The sequence below is a fragment of the Variovorax sp. PBS-H4 genome, from assembly GCF_901827205.1.
Classification (GTDB): Bacteria; Pseudomonadota; Gammaproteobacteria; order Burkholderiales; family Burkholderiaceae_C; genus Variovorax.
The window spans coordinates 771,385-790,109 of sequence record NZ_LR594675.1; the positions used below are offsets into that span (position 1 = coordinate 771,385).

Annotated in this window: 18 protein-coding genes; 12 read left to right on the top strand and 6 right to left on the bottom strand. The window is 68.0% G+C overall.

The window, feature by feature from the left end; genetic code table 11:
• Window positions 1–4: 4 nt before the first annotated feature.
• The 6 genes from gorA (at window position 5) to E5CHR_RS03710 (ending at window position 6,007) form a co-directional block, all read left to right on the top strand.
• Window positions 5–1,363: a glutathione-disulfide reductase gene (gorA, locus tag E5CHR_RS03685; protein ID WP_162578426.1), complete on the top strand. Its 1,359-nt coding sequence runs from the start codon at window positions 5–7 to the stop codon at window positions 1,361–1,363.
• A gap of 162 nt (window positions 1,364–1,525) precedes the next feature.
• Window positions 1,526–1,723: a hypothetical protein gene (locus tag E5CHR_RS03690; protein ID WP_162578427.1), complete on the top strand. Its 198-nt coding sequence runs from the start codon at window positions 1,526–1,528 to the stop codon at window positions 1,721–1,723.
• A gap of 122 nt (window positions 1,724–1,845) precedes the next feature.
• Window positions 1,846–2,031, top strand: coding sequence for a hypothetical protein (locus tag E5CHR_RS03695; RefSeq protein ID WP_162578428.1), 186 nt, complete (start codon window positions 1,846–1,848; stop codon window positions 2,029–2,031).
• Window positions 2,032–2,049: 18 nt separating this feature from the next.
• Window positions 2,050–3,333 (top strand): phospholipase D-like domain-containing protein, encoded by a 1,284-nt coding sequence (locus E5CHR_RS03700; protein ID WP_162578429.1) that lies wholly within the window; start codon window positions 2,050–2,052, stop codon window positions 3,331–3,333.
• A 39-nt stretch (window positions 3,334–3,372) separates the two neighbouring features.
• The gene (locus tag E5CHR_RS03705) at window positions 3,373–4,890 is read left to right on the top strand and encodes an AMP nucleosidase (protein WP_162578430.1); all 1,518 of its coding nucleotides are present in this window, start codon (window positions 3,373–3,375) and stop codon (window positions 4,888–4,890) included.
• A 118-nt stretch (window positions 4,891–5,008) separates the two neighbouring features.
• Complete coding sequence (locus tag E5CHR_RS03710; protein ID WP_174255688.1) at window positions 5,009–6,007, top strand: Bug family tripartite tricarboxylate transporter substrate binding protein; 999 nt, start codon at window positions 5,009–5,011, stop codon at window positions 6,005–6,007.
• 60 nt (window positions 6,008–6,067) lie between these two features.
• Here the strand turns inward: E5CHR_RS03710 and E5CHR_RS03715 are convergent, their stop codons facing one another.
• Window positions 6,068–6,757: an ArsR/SmtB family transcription factor gene (locus E5CHR_RS03715; protein ID WP_162578431.1), complete on the bottom strand. Its 690-nt coding sequence runs from the start codon at window positions 6,755–6,757 to the stop codon at window positions 6,068–6,070.
• Window positions 6,758–6,809: 52 nt separating this feature from the next.
• On the opposite strand from E5CHR_RS03715, the gene E5CHR_RS03720 reads away from it, so the two are divergent.
• A complete protein-coding gene (locus E5CHR_RS03720; RefSeq protein ID WP_162578432.1) occupies window positions 6,810–7,964 on the top strand; it encodes a cytochrome P450 in 1,155 nt (384 codons plus the stop codon).
• Between the two features lie 15 nt (window positions 7,965–7,979).
• Here the strand turns inward: E5CHR_RS03720 and E5CHR_RS03725 are convergent, their stop codons facing one another.
• Window positions 7,980–8,936 (bottom strand): pyridoxamine 5'-phosphate oxidase family protein, encoded by a 957-nt coding sequence (locus E5CHR_RS03725; protein ID WP_162578433.1) that lies wholly within the window; start codon window positions 8,934–8,936, stop codon window positions 7,980–7,982.
• Between the two features lie 58 nt (window positions 8,937–8,994).
• Entirely contained in the window at window positions 8,995–9,639 is a 645-nt protein-coding gene (locus tag E5CHR_RS03730) for a glutathione S-transferase family protein (RefSeq protein WP_162578434.1), read from the bottom strand.
• Between the two features lie 107 nt (window positions 9,640–9,746).
• Between E5CHR_RS03730 and E5CHR_RS03735 the strand changes: the two genes are divergently transcribed.
• The 3 genes from E5CHR_RS03735 to E5CHR_RS03745 all read left to right on the top strand — a co-directional run bounded on the left by E5CHR_RS03735 (window position 9,747) and on the right by E5CHR_RS03745 (window position 12,862).
• The gene (locus E5CHR_RS03735; protein WP_162578435.1) at window positions 9,747–10,631 is read left to right on the top strand and encodes a LysR family transcriptional regulator; all 885 of its coding nucleotides are present in this window, start codon (window positions 9,747–9,749) and stop codon (window positions 10,629–10,631) included.
• A 275-nt stretch (window positions 10,632–10,906) separates the two neighbouring features.
• The gene (locus E5CHR_RS03740; RefSeq protein WP_162578436.1) at window positions 10,907–11,842 is read left to right on the top strand and encodes an ATP-binding cassette domain-containing protein; all 936 of its coding nucleotides are present in this window, start codon (window positions 10,907–10,909) and stop codon (window positions 11,840–11,842) included.
• Window positions 11,843–12,034: 192 nt separating this feature from the next.
• A complete protein-coding gene (locus E5CHR_RS03745; protein WP_162578437.1) occupies window positions 12,035–12,862 on the top strand; it encodes an ABC transporter permease in 828 nt (275 codons plus the stop codon).
• Window positions 12,863–13,112: 250 nt separating this feature from the next.
• Here the strand turns inward: E5CHR_RS03745 and E5CHR_RS03750 are convergent, their stop codons facing one another.
• From E5CHR_RS03750 to argE, 3 genes are all read right to left on the bottom strand, one after another.
• Entirely contained in the window at window positions 13,113–13,385 is a 273-nt protein-coding gene (locus E5CHR_RS03750; protein WP_162578438.1) for a hypothetical protein, read from the bottom strand.
• A 412-nt stretch (window positions 13,386–13,797) separates the two neighbouring features.
• Window positions 13,798–15,024, bottom strand: coding sequence for a DUF445 domain-containing protein (locus E5CHR_RS03755; protein ID WP_162583550.1), 1,227 nt, complete (start codon window positions 15,022–15,024; stop codon window positions 13,798–13,800).
• Window positions 15,021–16,232: an acetylornithine deacetylase gene (argE, locus tag E5CHR_RS03760; RefSeq protein WP_162578439.1), complete on the bottom strand. Its 1,212-nt coding sequence runs from the start codon at window positions 16,230–16,232 to the stop codon at window positions 15,021–15,023. The genes E5CHR_RS03755 and argE overlap by 4 nt, the downstream gene beginning before the upstream one ends.
• A gap of 75 nt (window positions 16,233–16,307) precedes the next feature.
• Between argE and E5CHR_RS03765 the strand changes: the two genes are divergently transcribed.
• Complete coding sequence (locus tag E5CHR_RS03765) at window positions 16,308–17,519, top strand: M20 aminoacylase family protein (protein WP_162578440.1); 1,212 nt, start codon at window positions 16,308–16,310, stop codon at window positions 17,517–17,519.
• Complete coding sequence (locus E5CHR_RS03770) at window positions 17,516–18,628, top strand: M14 family metallopeptidase (protein WP_162578441.1); 1,113 nt, start codon at window positions 17,516–17,518, stop codon at window positions 18,626–18,628. The genes E5CHR_RS03765 and E5CHR_RS03770 overlap by 4 nt, the downstream gene beginning before the upstream one ends.
• Window positions 18,629–18,725 lie beyond the last annotated feature (97 nt).

Below are 18,725 nucleotides of genomic sequence, written 5' to 3' on the forward strand. Positions count from 1 at the left end.
TTTCATGCGCACATACGACTTCGACCTCTTCGTGATCGGCGGCGGCAGCGGCGGCGTGCGCGCGGCACGGATGGCGGCCCAGCGCGGCGCAAGCGTGGGACTGGCCGAATGCGCCGAGCTGGGCGGCACTTGCGTCAACGTGGGCTGTATTCCCAAGAAGCTCTACAGCTACGCCGCTGGCTATGCGGAATCGTTCGAAGAGGCAGCCGGCTTCGGCTGGACGCTCGACAGTCCCCCGCGCTTCGACTGGAACCGACTCAAGGCGAACCGCGCCAAGGAGATTGCGCGCCTCAACGGCATCTACCGCAACCTGCTCGAAGGTGCGGGCGTCAGGCTGATCCAGGGCTGGGCGTGCCTTGCGGATGCCCACACCGTGCAGATCGGCGAAAAGAAGCACACGGCGCGCCACATCCTCGTGGCCACCGGCGGCATGCCCTTCGTGCCGGAGCTCGCGGGGCGAGAGCACGTGGTGGTGTCCGATGCGATGTTCGACCTCGACCCTTTTCCCAAGCGCTTGCTGGTGGTGGGCGGCGGCTACATCGCCTGCGAGTTCGCCTCCATCTTCAACGGCTTGGGGGCGCAGGTCACGCAGCTGTACCGCGGGCCGCACCTGCTCAATGGCTTCGACGAGGACCTGCGCCACTTCCTGGCCAAGGAGATGGGCCGTGCCGGCATCGACATCCGCTTCAACAGCGAGATCGACATGGTCACGCGGGCCGACAGCGGCCTGTGTGCGCTGCTCTCGCGCGGCGTGCGCGTGGAGGCCGATGTCATCCTCTATGCCACCGGCCGCATGCCCAACACGGAGGGCCTGGGCCTGCAGATGGCCGGCGTCGAACTCGATGAACGCGGCAGCGTCGTGGTCGACGCGCACTACCGCAGTTCGGTGCCCTCCATCTACGCCGTGGGTGACGTGTCGACGAAGCAGCAGCTCACCCCGGTGGCGCTCGCCGAGGCCATGGTCGTGGTGGACACCCTGTTCGGCCAGGGGCCGCGCGAACTGGACTACGAGTTCACGCCCACGGCCGTCTTCACCCATCCCAACATCGGCACCTGCGGCTACACCGAGGCCGAGGCGCGTGCGAAGTTCGGCAAGGTCCGGGTGTTCTCGAGCGAGTTCAAGGCCCTGCGCCATACGCTCTCGCAGAGCGGCGAGCGCACCTTCATGAAGCTGGTGGTCGAGCGCGCCACCGACCGCGTGGTGGGTCTGCACATGGTGGGGCCTGACGCAGGCGAGGTGGTGCAGGGCTTCGCCGTCGCGATGCGCGCGGGCGCCACCAAGCGGGTGTTCGACAGCACCATCGGCATCCATCCGACGGTCGCGGAGGAGTTCGTCACCATGCGGGAACCGATGCCCGGATAAAGGGGCGGTCCGATGAATCCTTCCCGGCAAAACAGCAGCGCCGGCTCTGTCTGGCGGCGGTTCTGGTGGCCCACGGCCGCATTGGAGTCGACCCCGACGCATGCGAGCGCGCCCGAGCGGGCGGCGATCAGGACTCGAAACTACGTCTGGCTGAAGACGTACATGGACATCTACATCCTCCGCTGGGGTGCGCTGTGGGCGGTTTGCCTTTCCCTCGCGCTGCTGGCAACGGATGACGAGGTGCCGGGCGCGCTGTTCGCGCTCGCGCTCACCGCCACGATGTTGTCCTTCTTCGGCCTTTTTTCCATGATCCTGATCTACCGGCGGGCGGCCAGGGCGCTCAAGGACCGGGCGGTGTAGCTGACGCACGGACTTCTTGTTGCCTGACACCGCGCTGCCGCCGCGTTGGCGACGCTGTCGATGCGCCGACGATCCGCATCGATGCCTCGCTGCGGACAGGCCGGCCTTACCAAGGAGCTGCCATGAACACGAAGGAGACGAAGGACGGGTCGAAGACGACCGACCGCGAGAGCGTCAAGGACAACATGGAAAAGAGCACCGAGAAGCAACCCGGCGAGTTCCGCGACCAGGCCAACGAGGACAAGGTCGTCGAGATCGGGAAGGACGTGAAGAAGGATCCGATCAAGGGCATCGATCCCAAGCGCTGACACGCCGTCCGGCGCGGCATGGCCCCCGCTTCGCTCGATTGGCTCAAGTCCGGGTGGATGCTGCTGGTCCTGGCCGCGCTCGTCGTCGTGCTCGGGCTGGTCATCTGGTCCATCCGCAGGCATCGGGACCCCCGGCTGGTGGTCGAATGCGATGCCCCCATTGCCGAACTCCTGCCTTCGCTGGCCGGCTTGACGCAGGGCACGGTCTACGAGGGCAACTCGGTCGTGCTGATGGAGAACGGCTCCTTCTTCGACCCGATGTTCGAGGAAATCGGCCGAGCCAGGTCCACCATCCACTTCGAGACCTTTCTCTGGAAGGAAGGCAAACTTGGCGAGCGCCTGGCGAATGCGCTGGTCGAACGCCGCCGCGCAGGCGTGAAGGTGCGCGTGCTGGTCGATGCCGACGGCGGCAAGAAGATGGGCCGCGACGCCGAGCGCCTGCGGGCAGGAGGCTGCCGGCTCGAAATGCATCACCCGCGGCACATCCGCAACATCGGCGTCTTCAACGACCGTGATCATCGCAAGCTGCTCGTCGTCGATGGCCGTGTCGCGCTGGTGGGCGGCCATTGCATCGTCGACAGCTGGCTCGGCAACGGCGAGAGCCGCGAGCACGTGCGCGACCTGGGTGTTCTCCTGCGCGGGCCCATCGTTCATGCGGTGCAGGGGGCGTTCAGCGAGAACTGGGTGGAAGATACCGGGGAGCTCTTCGTCGGGGACGACGTGTTCCCTGCCCTCGAACGCGAGGGAGACGTTGCCATCCATGTCGCGAGCCTCAAGCCCGAAGGGTCCCCGCCTGCGGTGAAGATCCTGCACCACCTGGTGCCGTGCGTCGCACGCAAGCGGATCTGGGTCCAGAACCCTTATTTCCTGCCGGACAGCGAGGCGATCGAAGCCTTGTGCGAAGCGGCCAAACGCGGCGTCGACGTCCGGGTCATGGTGCCGTCTGCAGACGCCTCGGATATGCCCATGGTCCAGCACGCCGCGCATCGGAACTTCCACCTCCTGCTGGCGGGCGGCGTGCGAATCTTCGAATACTCGAAGTGTCTGCTGCACCAGAAGGTGATGGCCGTCGACAGTGCATGGTGTGCCATCGGATCGAGCAACTTCGACGACCGGTCCTTCGAGACCAATGACGAGATCACGCTGGGCGTGCGCGACGATGCCCTGGCCGCGCAGCTCGAGGCGATCTTCGAGCGCGACATGGGGGACTGCGTCGAGCTGCGAAGCGACACCTGGGCCCGGCGCGGGCTGCGGCACCGCTGCAAGGACAACCTGCTCTACACCTTCAACGAACTGCTGTGAGGCCGAGGCAGCGCCGGGCACAGGCGGCACAATCGTGTCATGCCCTACATGCCCACCTTCATCGCCCCGGCCCGCTTTTCAGATCCCGCCGCCGTGCTCGAACAGGTGCGGCTGATCTACGACGGCGGCCTCGCGCACCTGCGGGAGGCGATGCAGCGCTTCGTGGCCGGCGAGAGCATGCCCGGCCGGGTGCGCGCCTGCTACCCCTTCGTGCGGGTGCACACCCACACCGTGTCGCGCCGCACCCCGGCGGCCAACGCCTGGCTCAGCTATGGCTTCGTCGCCGGGCCCGGCCGCTACGAGACCACGCTGACGCGCCCCGATCTCTTCGAGCGCTACTACCGCGAGCAATTCCGGCTGCTGCTCGAGAACCACGAGGTCGAGCTCGAGGTCGGCACCAGCACCCAGCCGATTCCCATCCACTTCTCGTTTGCCGAGAACGAGCACATCGAAGGGACCATGAGCGAGGAACGGCGCTTGCTGATGCGCGATGTCTTCGACTTGCCGGAGCTGGCCGCCATGGACGACGGCATCGCCAACGGGACCTACGAGGCGCGGCCCGGCGAGGCGCAGCCGCTCGCGCTCTTCACCGCCGCGCGGGTGGACTACTCGCTGCACCGGCTGCGCCACTACACCGGCACCGCGCCCGAGTGGTTCCAGAACTTCGTGCTTTTCACCAACTACCAGTTCTACATCGACGAGTTCGTGCGCCTGGGCCGCGAGGCCATGGCCGACGAGAAGAGCGAGTACATCGCCTTCATCGAGCCCGGCAACGTGGTCACGCGCCGGCGCGGGCTGGCGGCTGGATCGAGCGCGTTCTACGGCGCGCTGCTCGATGGCAGCCAGGGCACGCCGCCCGGCCGCCTGCCGCAGATGCCGGCCTACCACCTCGTGCGCGAGGACTGCAGCGGCATCAGCATGGTCAACATCGGCGTCGGCCCGGCCAATGCCAAGACCATCACCGACCACGTCGCCGTGCTGCGCCCGCACGCCTGGATGATGCTGGGCCATTGCGCCGGCCTGCGCCAGGGACAGCAGCTGGGCGACTACGTGCTGGCCCACGCCTACGTGCGCGAGGACCATGTGCTCGACGAGGAGCTCCCGTTGTGGGTGCCGATCCCCGCGCTTTCGGAGATCCAGCTCGCACTGGAGAAGGCGGTGGCCGATGTCACCGGCATGCAGGGCACCCAGCTCAAGAAGATCATGCGCACGGGCACCGTGGCGAGCACGGACAACCGCAATTGGGAGCTCCTGCCCGGCAACCAGCCGCAGCGCCGCTTCAGCCAGAGCCGCGCGGTGGCGCTCGACATGGAAAGCGCCACCATTGCCGCCAACGGTTTTCGCTTCCGAGTGCCGTACGGCACCCTGCTGTGCGTCAGCGACAAGCCCCTGCATGGCGAGATCAAGCTGCCCGGAATGGCAAACCATTTCTACCGCGAGCGCGTCGAGCAGCATCTGCGCATCGGCATGGCTGCGATCGACGTGCTGCGGCGCGAGGGATCGAGCCGGCTGCACAGCCGCAAGCTGCGCAGTTTCGCCGAAGTGGCGTTCCAGTAGTTTGGTATGACGATTTCGAGATTTTGTTGGCAGGCGGCGCCTGATTCTTCCTGACGAACGCCGTCGCGGCCGTGCCGGCCGTGACTACGATTCCTTCATTGCAACAGGGAGGACTCGCATGGTCGATTCGACACGCCGCATCTTCAACACATGGCTCGCGGCAACGGCCGCCGCCATGGCGCCGGCCTCGGTGCTGGCGCAGGCCGCGAAGCCCGCGCCCTCGGCCCCTGCCGCTGCGATACCGCGGCTGCGCATCGTCATTCCCGCCAACGAGGGCGGCGGCTGGGACCAGACCGGCCGCGCGCTCGGCGCTGCCATGACGGCCGCCGGCGCCGTGGCGCAGGTCGAGTACGAGAACATCGGCGGCAAGGGCGGCACCATCGGGCTGGCACGCTACGCCGAGAAGTACGACGCCGACCCCAATGCCGTGTTGATGAGCGGCATGGTGATGGTCGGCGCCGTCGCGCTGCAGAAGCCCGCAGTGGACATGAGCCGCATCGCGCCGCTGGCGCGGCTGACCAGCGACTACGAGGTGGTGGCCGTGAAGGGCGACTCGCCCATCGTGACCGCCAAGGACCTGATCGCGAAGATGCGCACCGATCCGGCCAATACCGTCATCGCAGGCGGCTCGGCGGGCGGGGTCGACCACATGTTCGCCGGCATCCTGTCGCGTGCAGCCGGCAACACTTCCGCGCTGGTCTACCAGCCCTTTGCGGGCGGCGCGCAGGTCGTGTCTGCCGTGGAGTCGGGCAAGGCAGTTGCCGGCATCTCGGGCTACAGCGAATTCAGCGAGCAGATCGCCAGCGGCAAGCTGCGTGCGATCGGCGTGTCGTCGAAGAACGCCTTCATGGGCGTGCCCTCGGTGCGGCAACAGGGTGTCGACGCTGACCTTGCCAACTGGCGCGGCGTCTTCACCGGCAAGGCAGTGCCGGTGCAACGCCAGGCCGTGCTGCTCGACGCCGTGCGCCGCGCGGTCGCCACCGACACTTGGCAGAAAGGCCTCAAGCGCAGCAACTGGGACAGCTACTGGATGGAAGGCAAGGACTTCCAGGGCTTCCTGGAACTGGACCAGTCGATGGCCGGCATCTTGACTTACATCCTCAAGCTGAAAAGCTGAAAGGCGCCCCTCGCGCCTCCAGGAAATGCACGGCGTGCGCCTCTGATTTCCCGGAACCGATCATGCCCCGAAGAGTTCTGGAATCTCACGCTGCGCCTTGGGCGTGAGCGCGAGCGCGCGGCCGTCGAGCGCCTGGCGTACCCAGCCGCGTCGCAGTGACAGCTGCAGGCAGGCGGCGCCCAGCGCGCCGCCGAGATGCGGCCGCCGCTCGCTCCAGTCGAGACAGGCGCAGGCGAAGCGTCGGCGCGAACGGCGCGCGCCGTCGATGTCGATGCCCAGGCTTTCCAGCGCGACCGCGCCCTCGGCCGTGAGCTCGTAGTCGTCGCCTCCCGCCATGGCCTGCAGCCATCCCTGGGCATGCAGCCGGTCGTGCAGCGCGACGCCGGCAGTACCGGCCATGTGGTCGTAGCAGGTGCGTGCTGCGCGCAACCGGCTCGGCGTGCGCGGCGTGAACTCGCTGCGCGGTGCGCCGGCCACCACCAGCAACCCCTCGAGCACCGCGGCCACCTCGCTGCCGGCAAGACGGAAGTAGCGGTGCTTGCCCTGCGCCACCGATTCGACCAGCCGCTGCTCCTTCAGCCTTGCCAGGTGGGCGCTCGCGGTCGATGCCGCGACCTCGCCGACCACCGCCAGTTCGGTGGCTGTGCGGGCATGGCCGTCCAGCAGGCAACAGAGCATGCGCGCGCGGGCAGGCTCGGCGATCGCGCCGGCCAGGCGCGCCAGGTGGGTGTCGGCATTCGATGCATCCATACTTCGATGCTAAGCGAAGTATGGATGTGCTAGAAGTCCGACACTGCGCCCCATGGAACAACCGCACATCGACCCACCCGCCGACGCCGTCGCGGCCGTCACCCATCCCGACCCCTATGCCTGGTACGCCCGCTTGCGGGAAGGCCCGCCGCTCGCGCGCGACGAGCGCCTGGGCCTCTGGGTCGCGACCCGGGCCGAGGTGCTGCAGGAGGCCTTCGCCAACCCCGCGTTGCGGGTGCGCCCCGCCGCCGAGCCGGTGCCGCGCGCCATTGCGGGCGCGCCGGCCGGTGAACTCTTCGGCCGTCTGGTGCGCATGAACGACGGCGCCGCGCATGCCGCCCACAAGCCAGTGCTGCAGCGAGCGCTGGGCAGCCTCGATCTGGGCAGCGTGCGCGCGGCCATGCCGCGTATTGCGGCGCAGGTTCCGGCGGCCACCGCGGCGCAGGCCTGCTTCGACTGGCCGGTCGCGGCCGTGGCCCATCTGTTCGGCTTCGCGTTCGAGGAACTGCCCGTTCTTGCGGAGCGGACGCGCGATTTCGTCGCCTGCCTGTCGCCGCTGTCCTCCGAAGCCCAGCTGGAGGCTGCCAGCGATGCGGCGGCGGCGCTGATGGCGCGCTTCGAAGCCGTGGCGGCACGGCCGGCACGTGAGGGCAGCTTGCTGGTGGCGGTGCGCGCGCAAGCGCCGGGCGACACGTCGCGCCCGCTGCTGGCCAACCTGGCGGGCCTGCTCTCCCAGACCTGCGAAGCCACCGCGGGGCTGATGGGCAACAGCCTGCTGGCGCTCGCCCGCGAGCCTGGCGTCCACCATGCGATCGCCGCGCGCCCGGAATTGCTCCCGGCGCTGGTGGAGGAAACGGCGCGCCACGATCCCTCGGTCCAGAACACCCGCCGCTTCGTCGCGCAGCCGACCACGCTGGCGGGGACGCGGCTCGAAGCGGGCGAGGCGGTGCTGCTGGTGATGGGTGCGGCGAACCGCGATCCGCATCTGAACGCCCACCCGGATCGCTTCATGCTCGAGCGCGACGGTCGGCGCATGCTGGGCTTCGGCAGCGGTCCGCACGCTTGCCCCGGCCAGGCGCTGGCCTGCGCGCTGGCGGTGGCAGGGGTCGAGACGCTGCTGGCGCGTGGCCTCGATGGGGCCGCGCTGCGCGAGCGCGGCTGGTACTACCGGCCCTCGGTCAATGCGCGCATCCCCGTCTTCCGTTGAGAGGCGCGCTTTCCGTCAGCGCTCTTCCGGCCAGCGGCCCGTCGCCTCCAGAAAGGGCGAGAGGCTCGCCGGCCCGAAGCGCAAGGGCAGCGCGGCCGGGGCACGCTGCGCGGTCAGCACCTCCATGCGCAGCAGGCGTTCGGCACCCGCGAAGGCGTAGACCTCCGGACCCTCCCAGAGGATTGTGGCGCTCACCGTCAACTGCAGCAGATCGCCGGTGGCGAAGTCGACGAAGAGCAGTCCGGCCTTCGGATTCAACGCGATGTTGCCCAGCGTGTTGAAAAAGGCGTTGCCGGTGAAGTCCGGCACGGTGAGCGTGCCTTCGCCTTCGAACCTCACGAAGCCCGGCCGGCCGCCGCGGTGCGAGACGTCGACGCCTTCGGCCGGGGAGCGAGCGTCGCCGGCCGAAGGGTGCGCCGTGGCAATGAAGAAGGTATCGGCCGCGCGCACCATGCGCCGCGCTTGCGCGTCCAGGCCGTGCATGCGCGGGCCGAAGCCCGGCGCCGCCGCACCGCCGACGAACACCGGTTCGCGCGCCTGGATGTACTTCGGACAGTTGCCGAAACTCTGACCCACCTCGACCGAGAAGCCGCGCGCATCCAGCGCATCGACCGTGCCATTCATCCGGTTGCGCCGCCGTGTCTGCGGCTCGATGCCGAGCAGCCCGATGGGCGCGCCTACCGCCAACGCCGTCGCGAGCGGATCGTTGGCCTGCGGCAGCGCGTCGATGCGCAGATGCCGGGGGTCCGGCGAATGCGCGAAGCCGGGCGCGGCGGCCAGCACGCTGGCCCAGGGCTGGCCTGCGCTGTCCAGGCTGCCCGCGATCAGGAAAGGCAACTGTGCGAAGAAAGTGCGGTGCTGCTCGGGCATGTGGTCGCGCAGCACGCGCGGCCCGATCTCGGCCATGCGATGGGCGATGCCGGCGCGCGCCTGCAGCACGCGCTCGCCCTCATGCCATGCGAGCGCGGTCATCGGGCAAGCTCCGCACCATGCGCTGCGGCGCTGTTCGACCGGGGAGGGGCGCGGCGTCTCATGCCGCCAACCCGATGCGAGACGCGGCCATCGGCACGAAGCCTGGCAAGGCCTCGATGCGCTGCAACCACTGGCGCACCTTCGGATAGTCCTGCAGCGACACATTGCCTTCGGGAACATGGGCCACGTAGGTGTAGTTGGCAACGTCGGCCAGTGTCACGCTGTCGCCCGCGAGGAACGGGCGGTCGGAAAGCTCGCTGTCCATGACGCGCAGCAGGTTGTGCGAGCGCGCGATCACGTCGGACGGGTCGGTGGCGAGGCCGAACAGCACGATCACGCGCGCCATCGACGGGCCCTGCGCCAGCGGCCCGGCGGCGACGGAGAGCCAGCGCTGCACGCGGGCCGCGCCCAGCGCATCGCGCGGCATCCAGCGCGCCGGATCGGGTGCGTAGCGCTCGTTGAGGTAGTGCAGGATCGCGTTGGAGTCGGCGAGTGTCACATCGCCATCCTCGATGACCGGCACCTGGCCGAACGCATTGCGGCGCAGGAACTCGGGCCGGCGCTGTTCGCCGGCCTTCAGGTCGAGCTCGACGATCTCGAAAGGCAGACGGAGCAGCGACAGGAACAGCCGGACACGGTGGCTGTGGCCGGAAATGGACGAGCTGTACACGGTGATCGGGCGGGCAGGATGGACGGCGGTCATCGGCTTTCTCCTGGTGAGTGTGGATGAGCCATTGTTCTTCGATCCATCAGCCGGAGTAATGGTGCTGGTTGCATTTCACTGCTGCGCAATGCGGTCTAATCGTGCGCATGGACCGTCTCAAAGCCATGCAGACTTTCGTACAGATCGCAGAACAAGGCAGCCTGACCAAGGCCGCCGGTGCGCTCGAGAGCTCGCTGCCCGCGGTGGTCCGCTCGCTGGCCGCGCTGGAGGCGCACCTGGGCGTGCGCCTCTTCCACCGCACCACGCGCCGCATCTCGCTGACCGAAGAGGGGCGTCAATACCTGCAGAGTGCGCGCGAGGTGCTGGCTGCAGCCGATGCCGCCGACCGGGCGCTGAGCCAGGAGGCGGCCGAGCCCGCCGGGCAGCTCACCGTCACCGCGCCCGTGCTCTTCGGGCACATGTACGTGGCGCCGGCCATCGTGCGTTTCCTGAAGCGCTACGACAAGGTGCGGTGCAGCGTGCTGCTGCACGACCGCACGGTGAACCTGCTGGAAGAGGGCATCGATGTCGGCGTCCGCATCAGCCCGCTGGAGGACTCGTCGCTGGTCGCCCTGCAGCTTGGCACCATCCGCCGCGTGGCGGTTGCGAGTCCGGCCTACCTGCGCGCCCACGGCACGCCGCGGCACCCGCGCGAACTGCTCGAGGCGAATTGCGTGCGGGTCCAGCCGGGCGCCCCCGTGCAGTTCCGCGAGAACGGCCGCAACTTCACGGTCGCGGCCCGCGGCAACCTGGAGTTCAACCACATCGCACCCGCAGTGGAAGCTTGCGCCGCCGGCCTGGGCTTCGGATTCTTCTTCTCCTATCAGGTGCTGCCGCTGGTGCGGGAGGGGCGGCTTCGCATCGTGCTCGACGACTTCGAGCTGGCGCCGCGGCCGGTGAGCGTGATCTATCCGCACGCGCGGCTGCTGCCGGCGCGCACGCGGGCCTTCATCGACTGGATGAAGAACGAGTTCGAGGGACTCCATTTATAGCTCGCCCCCAGGTTGGCTCACTTCGTGTAGCCGCCCACCCCCTACCGGGGGCAACACAGCGGCCCGGCAAAGCCGGTTCCGCGGTGGGGATGTTGCTCGCCCCCAGGTTGGCTCACTTCGTGTAGCCGCCCACCCCCTACCGGGGGCAACACAGCGGCCCGGCAAAGCCGGTTCCGCCGTGTTCCTCGATGTTTGCCCGCTTCCAGCGTCGCGAAGATGCGTAGCGTGATGGAGCAAGGGCCGATGAATTTGATCGCTTGCGCCACAATGACCCGGTGCCAAGCCCTTCCGTTCCTCTCTTTCAAGCGAGCCGCCTGCACAAACGTTACGGCACGACCACCGTGGTGGACGACCTCTCGTTCAGCATCGCGCCCGGCGAGTGCCTGGGCGTGATCGGCCCCAATGGCGCCGGCAAGACCACCACCATCCGCATCTGCCTGGGGCTCACTGCGCCCGACGGCGGCAGCATCGAGGCGATGGGGGGCTTGTCAATGCCGCGCGACGCGCGCGCGATCAAGGCGCAGCTCGGCGTGGTGAGCCAGTTCGACACCCTCGACCCCGACTTCAGCTGCGCCGAGAACCTGATGGTCTACGCCCGCTACTTCGGCATGAGCCGGCGCCAGATCGCGCCGCGAATTCCGCAGCTGCTGGAGTTCGCGGCGCTGTCGCACAAGGCCGACGCCAAGCCGGGCGAACTGTCGGGCGGCATGCGGCGCCGGCTGTCATTGGCGCGATCACTGGTCAACGATCCGAAGCTGCTGATGCTCGACGAGCCCACCACCGGCTTGGACCCGCAGGCGCGCCATCTCATGTGGGAGCGCCTGCAGCTGCTGCTGCAGCAGGGCAAGTCCATCCTGTTGACCACGCACTTCATGGACGAAGCCGAGCGCCTGTGTTCGCGTCTGATCGTGATCGACCATGGACGCAAGATCGCGGAAGGCCGGCCGCGTGACCTGATCGCCGAGCATCTGGAGCCCGACGTGGTCGAGGTCTACGGCAACGGCGCGCTGGGGTTGGCGCAGTCGCCCCTCAAGGACTTTGCCGCGCGCGTCGAGGTCAGCGGCGAGACGGTGTTCTTCTACACGCAGGATGCGCGCGGGCTGCTGAATGCGCTCGACAGCCACAAGGGCCTGCGTACCTTTCATCGGCCCGCGAACCTGGAGGACCTGTTCCTCAAGCTGACAGGCCGGCAGATACGCGAGGACGGCTGAACATATGGCTCTCCCCCAGGTTGGCTCACTTCGTGTAGCCGCCCTGCGTGCTGCCGCCAGAGGCCTTGCCCTTCAGGCCGTCCAAGCCTGCGCAGGCAGGCTTGGAGCCGCGCCCCTCAGCCCCCTCACCGGGGGGCAACACCAGCGGCCCGGCAAAGCCGGTTCCGCGGTGTTCCCCGCATGGAGAAAGACATGAGCGCCTCGATCAATGACGCACTACAAGCCGTGCCCTCGGTGTGGCGCCCGCCCGAGCTCTCGATGCGGTGGTGGCCGGTGTTCCTGCGCAATTTGCTGGTGTGGCGCAAGCTTGCCATCCCCAGCCTCATCGGCAATATCGCCGAGCCGCTGATCTGGCTGGTGGCCTTCGGCTATGGCATGGGCGCGCTGGTGGGGCAGGTGACGGTTGACGGCGCGCGGGTGCCCTACATCCTGTTCCTTGCGAGTGGCTCTATCTGCATGAGCTCGATGAATGCTGCGTCTTTCGAGGCGCTCTACTCGGCCTTCTCGCGCATGCACGTGCAGAAGACCTGGGACGGCATCATGAACGCGCCGGTGGGGCTGGACGACGTGGTGCTCGCGGAGATGCTGTGGGCGGCCTTCAAGGCCATCTTCACCACCACGGCGATCCTGTTCGTGATGCTGGGGCTGGGCATCAGCCACAGCCCCAAGCTGCTGGTGGCGTGGCTGGTGCTCGCGGGCGTCGGCGTGACCTTCTCATGCATTGCGCTGATCTTCAATGCGCTGGCGAAGGGGTACGACTTCTTCACCTATTACTTCACGCTGTTCATGACGCCGATGATGTTTCTATCGGGTGTGTTCTTTCCGCTGGACCAGTTGCCCGGGCTCGTGCATCGGATCGCGAACTGGCTGCCGCTTGCGAATGCGGTTGCGCTGGTGCGGCCGTTGTTCATGGATCAGTGGCCGAGGGATTGGGTATGGCCTGCGGTTGTGCTGGTGGTGTATACGGTGGGAGCGTTCTGGGTGGCGTTGGCGTTGACGAGAAAGCGGTTTCGGGCTTGATGTTTTCTTGGCTCCCTCTCTCCTTTGGAAGAGGGCTGGGGTGAGGGCCCTCGGGGCCTTCGACGGGTACGTTGCGCCTTGTTTGAAGGGGGAGCCGGGATGTCGTCCCGGCAGCCGAGTCACTTTCTTTTGCTTCGCCAAAAGAAAGTAACCAAAGAAAAGGCGACCCCACTGCGCGCGTCCCTCCGCTTCGCTACGGGCAACCTGCGGTGCTCGCTTTTCGCGGGGTCCGCGCAAACTCGCCTGCGGCTCAAACACGCGCGGCCCTGATCCGCGAAAAGCTCCGCTCCTCGGCACGCGCAGAGGGGATAGGAACGGGCCGTTGCTTCGCTCGGCCACCAACGGCCTCGCTTCGCGAGGCCTGGAACAGGTGCGTGCGTATGCGCTCGCATGCGACCGTGATTGCGAGCACGAGCACGAGCACGAGCACGAGCACGAGCACGAGCACGAGCACGAGCACGGCACGGCACGGCACGAGCACGGACACGGACACGGACATGGACATGGACATGGACATGGACATGGACAGGCGTGTCCATGTGTGTGTGCGTGTGCGTGTGCGCGGAGTGCTAGCGTGAGCAAGGATCCAGAGCTCACGCCCATCTGCACACCACACAGGGACGCGCCATGGCGCGTTGGATTCCGGGTCCCCTCTGGCCGTAGCCGAGGAGCGGAGCTTTTCGCGGATCAGGGCCGCGCGTGTTTGAGCGAAGCGAGTTTGCGCGGACCCCGCGAAAAGCGAGCACCGGAGGCTTCCCGTAGCGAAGCGGAGGGCTGCGGCCAGTGGGGTCGCCTTTTCTTTGGTTACTTTCTTTTGGCGAAGCAAAAGAAAGTGACTCGGCTGCCGGGACGACGCCCCGGCCCCAGCCTCGACTGAAGCGCACCTTTCAAGTCGATCAATCCCTTCTCGTCATCTCTTTCAAGGAAAGAGCGACTCAAGCCAAAGCCTGGGTAATCGTATGAATCAACAGCCCCACCAACCCCCCGACAAGCGTCCCATTGACCCGTATGAACTGCAGATCCCGCCCGATGTGCTTCTCCAGTTCCACGCTCATCTCCTCGGCATTCCATTGCCCCACCCGCTCCACGATGTAACGCCGGATGTCCTCCCGGTACCGCTCGATGGCGCGCGGTGCCGCATCCACGATCTGCTCGTTGATCCAGCGCCGCATCGCCTCGTCGGCCTCCAGGCGGGCACCCAGCGTCCCCGCCATTGCGACGATGCGCCGCCGGATCTCCGAGTCGCTCTTCGCCAGGTCCTCGTGCAGCCACCCCAGCAGTTCACTCCAGAGCCCATGCAGGTATTCGCCGATGGCCGGATGCGCCTGCAGTTCCGCCCGGATGGCTTCGCCGCGGCGCTTGAACTCGGGATCGGTCTTGAGCTTGTGGACGAACTCGTGCATGAATGCATCGAAGCGCTGCCGAACCGAGTGCGCAGGGTCCCCCGCCATCTCCGTGACAGTGCGCGCAGCCGCGGCCACGATCTTGCGCGTGGCCAGGCGGGCCGTGACCTGGTCGAGGCCGACGTAGCGCAGCGCCCGGACCTCGCGCGCGATCGCCTCGGTGATCTGCACCTGCACCTCCTCGCCCTCCACCGCTGCCGCGACCTGGGCCAGCAGGTCGTCGAGCAAGGCCTGGTGCCGTCCATTCGCCGTCAACGCGTCCAGGGCCTGACCCGACAGCCGCGCAATGTCGACCTGCGCCAGGCCGGCGGCTGCAGCGCGGCCCAGGAATTCGCGCACCCGCGCGTCGTCGAAGGCCGCCAGGCCGTAGCGGGCCGCGCTCACCAGGTGCGCGCCGACTGTTGCGGCATGGGCCGGCTGCGCGAGCCAGCGGGCCAGCCGCGCGGCCGGATCGAGCTGCTCCAGCTTGGCCAGCACCTGCTGCGTGCTCAGGAAGTTGTTGCAGATGAAGCCGGCCAGACGCGCGCCGATGCGGTCCTTGTTCGACGGGATGATCGCGGTGTGCGGAATGGGCAGGCCCAGCGGATGACGAAACAGCGCGACCACGGCGAACCAGTCGGCAATCGCGCCCACCATCGCGGCTTCGGCGAAGGCCGCGACATAGCCCCAGGCCGGGTTGGGATGACGCGCCCCGAGCACCGTCGCCGCCGCATAGAGCAGGGCGGCGGCGCCGAGCAGGGCGAGGGCGAAGCGCTTCAGCGGATCTCCCGGGTTTCTGCGAGCCCTTGCAGGAACTGCTCGCAGCGTGCGAGCTGGGCCAACGTCACGTACTCGTCGGGCTGGTGTGCCTGGGTGATGCTGCCGGGCCCGCACACCACCGTCGGGATGCCGGCCTGCTTGAAGAGGCCGGCCTCGGTGCCGAAGGCCACGAGCGTGGTGCCCGCCTCGCCGGCCAGGCGTTGCGCGAGCCGCGTGACGGGATCCTCGGCCGTGGTCAGGAAGCTGGGGATCTCGCAGATCGTCTCGAAGCTGAAGCCCGCCTCGGGCGCGATCTTCTTCATGCCGGCCTCCAGGCGGTTGGCGTGCAGCCGCATTTCCTTCTGCATCTTCTGGGCGTCGGCCGTGGGCAGGTCGCGGAACTCGTAGCGGAACTCGGCGTCGCGCGGTACCACGTTGTCGGCGATGCCGCCATGGAACTGGCCGACGCTCGCGGTACTGAACGGCACGTCGAACCCGGCGTAGCGCGGCTCCTCGCGCTCGAAGCCCTCGGCCATGTCGCGCAGCTTGCCGACCAGGCGTGCCGCCATCTCGATCGCGTTGACCGAGCGCGGCGTGAGCGAGGAATGCGCCTCCTTGCCCCGAACGCAGCAGCGATAGCGGTAGACGCCCTTGTGCGCGATGGCCGGCACCATCATCGTCGGCTCACCGACGATGCAGGCCAGCGGCCGGATGCCCTGCTCCTTCATGTCGGCGATCAGCTCGCGCACGCCGAAGCAGCCGACCTCCTCGTCGTAGCTGAAGGCGAAGTGCACCGCGAAGGGCGAGTCGCTCTCGATGAAACGCCGGGCGTTCGCCAGCGCGATCGCAATGAAGCTCTTCATGTCGGCCGAGCCGCGGCCGTAGAGGCGGGGCTCGACCTGCATCGCCTCGCCGTCGTGCTCGTCCTGGGGCCAGTCCTGGACCAGGGCCGAGAGCGGGTCCACGCTCCAGGCCTGCCCGTCCCAGGGCACGGTGTCGGTGTGGCCGGAGACGATCACGCCTGCCGGCTTGCCCGCGCCCAGCGTGGCGAAGAGGTTGGCCTTGGTCCTGTCGGCGTTGTAGGTGAGCCGGCTGCGCACGCCCAGGCCGGCCAGGTGGTCGCGGGCGAAGTCGATCAATTCCAGGTTGCTCCGGGTGCTCACCGTGTTCATGCGCACCAGGCTCTGAGCGAAATCGAGGCTGCGGGTGGAAAGGTGGGGGAACGGCATGCGGGGATTGTCACGGAAGCTCTGCATCGACGCTTGGTCTGGCATGTGCTTTCCGCTGAGCCTAGACTCACTCATATGAAACTCATCGACTCATTGGTCACCCAGGCGGGCGGCATCGCCGCTGTGCGGCGTGACCTGCATGCCCATCCCGAACTCTGCTTCCAGGAGCAGCGTACCGCCGACGTGGTGGCGGCCAAGCTCACCGAATGGGGCATTCCGATCCACCGCGGCCTGGCCACCACCGGCGTGATCGGCATCGTGAAGAACGGCAGCAGCTCCCGGGCCGTCGGCCTGCGCGCCGACATGGACGCGTTGCCCGTTACCGAGCTCAACACCTTCGCCCATGCCAGCAAGCACCCCGGCAAGATGCACGCCTGCGGCCATGACGGCCACACCGCGATGCTGCTCGCCGCGGCGCAGCATTTGGCGAAGCACCGCAACTTCGACGGCACGGTCTACCTGATCTTCCAGCCGGCCGAGGAGGGCGGCGGCGGGGCGCGCGAGATGGTCAAGGAAGGCCTCTTCGAGCAATTCCCGATGGAGGCCGTGTTCGGCATGCACAACTGGCCGGGCATGAAGGCCGGGCAGTTCGCCGTCAGCCCCGGGCCGGCGATGGCCTCGAGCAACGAGTTCACCATCACCATCCATGGCAAGGGCGGCCATGCGGCGCTGCCGCACACCGGCATCGATCCGGTGCCGATCGCCTGCGAGATGGTGCAGGCGTTCCAGACCATCATCACGCGCAACAAGAAGCCGGCCGAAGCCGGCGTGATCTCGGTCACCATGATCCATGGCGGCGAGGCGAGCAACGTGATCCCCGACCGCTGCGAGCTCAAGGGCACGGTGCGCACCTTCTCACTGGAGGTGCTGGACCTGATCGAGTCACGCATGAAGAAGATCGCCGAGCACGTGAGCGCCGCGCACGACGCGGGATGCGACTTCCATTTCCATCGCAACTACCCGCCGACCATCAACACCGCCGCCGAGGCGAACTTCGCGCGCCGCGTGATGGCCGGCATCGTCGGCGAGGACAACGTGCTGGTGCAGGAGCCCGCCATGACGGCCGAGGACTTCGCCTTCATGCTGCAGGCCCGGCCCGGCGCCTATGCCTTCATCGGCAACGGCGACGGCAGCCACCGCGACCTGCACCACGGCGGCGGGCCCTGCATGCTGCACAACGCAAGCTACGACTTCAACGACGACCTGATCCCGCTCGGCGCGACCTGCTGGGTGCGCTTGGCCGAAGAGTTCCTCGCAGCGCCAGCGCTGGGGGAGCGGGGCGCATGATCGGCGTCGGCGAAGCCTTTGCGGGGCGCTACTTGCTGGCCCGCCAGAAGTTCCTGGAAGGCTGCGCCGCGGCCGGGCTGGCGGTACGCTCCCACGTGCACCCGCTCCGGGGCCGCGACGGCGAGGAACTGGCCATGGATGTCGCGCTCGACGGCGACCCGCAGGCCGAAAGCCTGCTGATCGTGAGCAGCGGCTGCCACGGCGTGGAGGGCCACTGCGGCAGCGGGGTGCAGGTGTTCGCGCTGCACGACGCCGAGTGGCGCGAGAAGGCGCGGGACCAGGGCGTGTCCGTGCTGTATGTGCACGCGCTGAACCCCTACGGCTTTTCCCACACCCGGCGCGTCACGCACGAGAACGTGGACCTGAACCGCAACTTCCTCGACTTCTCGCAGCCGCTGCCGGTGAACGAAGCGTACGCAAGCCTGCATGCGCTGCTGCTGCCCGAGCAGTGGCCACCCTCGGCGGCCAACCAGGCCGACATCGACGCCCTCATCGCGCGCGAGGGGCTGGGCTTCTACCAGGCCGCCGTGACCCGCGGCCAGTACCAGTTTGCCGACGGCCTGTTCTACGGCGGCAATGCGCCGACGTGGAGCAACAAGACGGTACGCGAGGTGCTTCGTACCCACGCGCGACGGGCGTCCCGCCTCGGCTGGATCGACATGCACACCGGGCTCGGGCCGAACGGCATCGGCGAGCGCATCTTCGCCGGGCGCGACGACAAGGCGGCGTACGCAAGGGCAAATGCGTGGTGGGGCACCGCAGCGGCGCCCGTTACCTCGATGTACGACGGCTCCTCGACCTCGGCCTTCCTGACCGGATTGATGTGCTACGCCCTGGACGAGGAATGCCCTCAAGCCGAGCACACCTCGATCGCACTGGAGTACGGCACCGAGCCGATGCTCGAGGTCACGGCGGCGCTGCGCGGGGACCACTGGCTGCATTGCCATTCGGAAGCGCCGGCGGAGCTGGCCGAGGCCATCCACGCGCGCATGCTCGCGGCCTTCTACAGCGACACCGACGCGTGGCGCGGGCAGGTGATCAGCCAGGCGCGGCAGGCAATGTTCCAGGCCGTGGATGGCCTGTCCGGGCTTGCTCCCGCTCCCGCTTGAGAGGGCAGGGGTGAGGGAATGCAGCGGTCGATGAAGCGCGGCGCCGGACCGACGGCCCGGTGCCCTCAACCCCACCCCCTCCAAGAGGGAGAGGGGG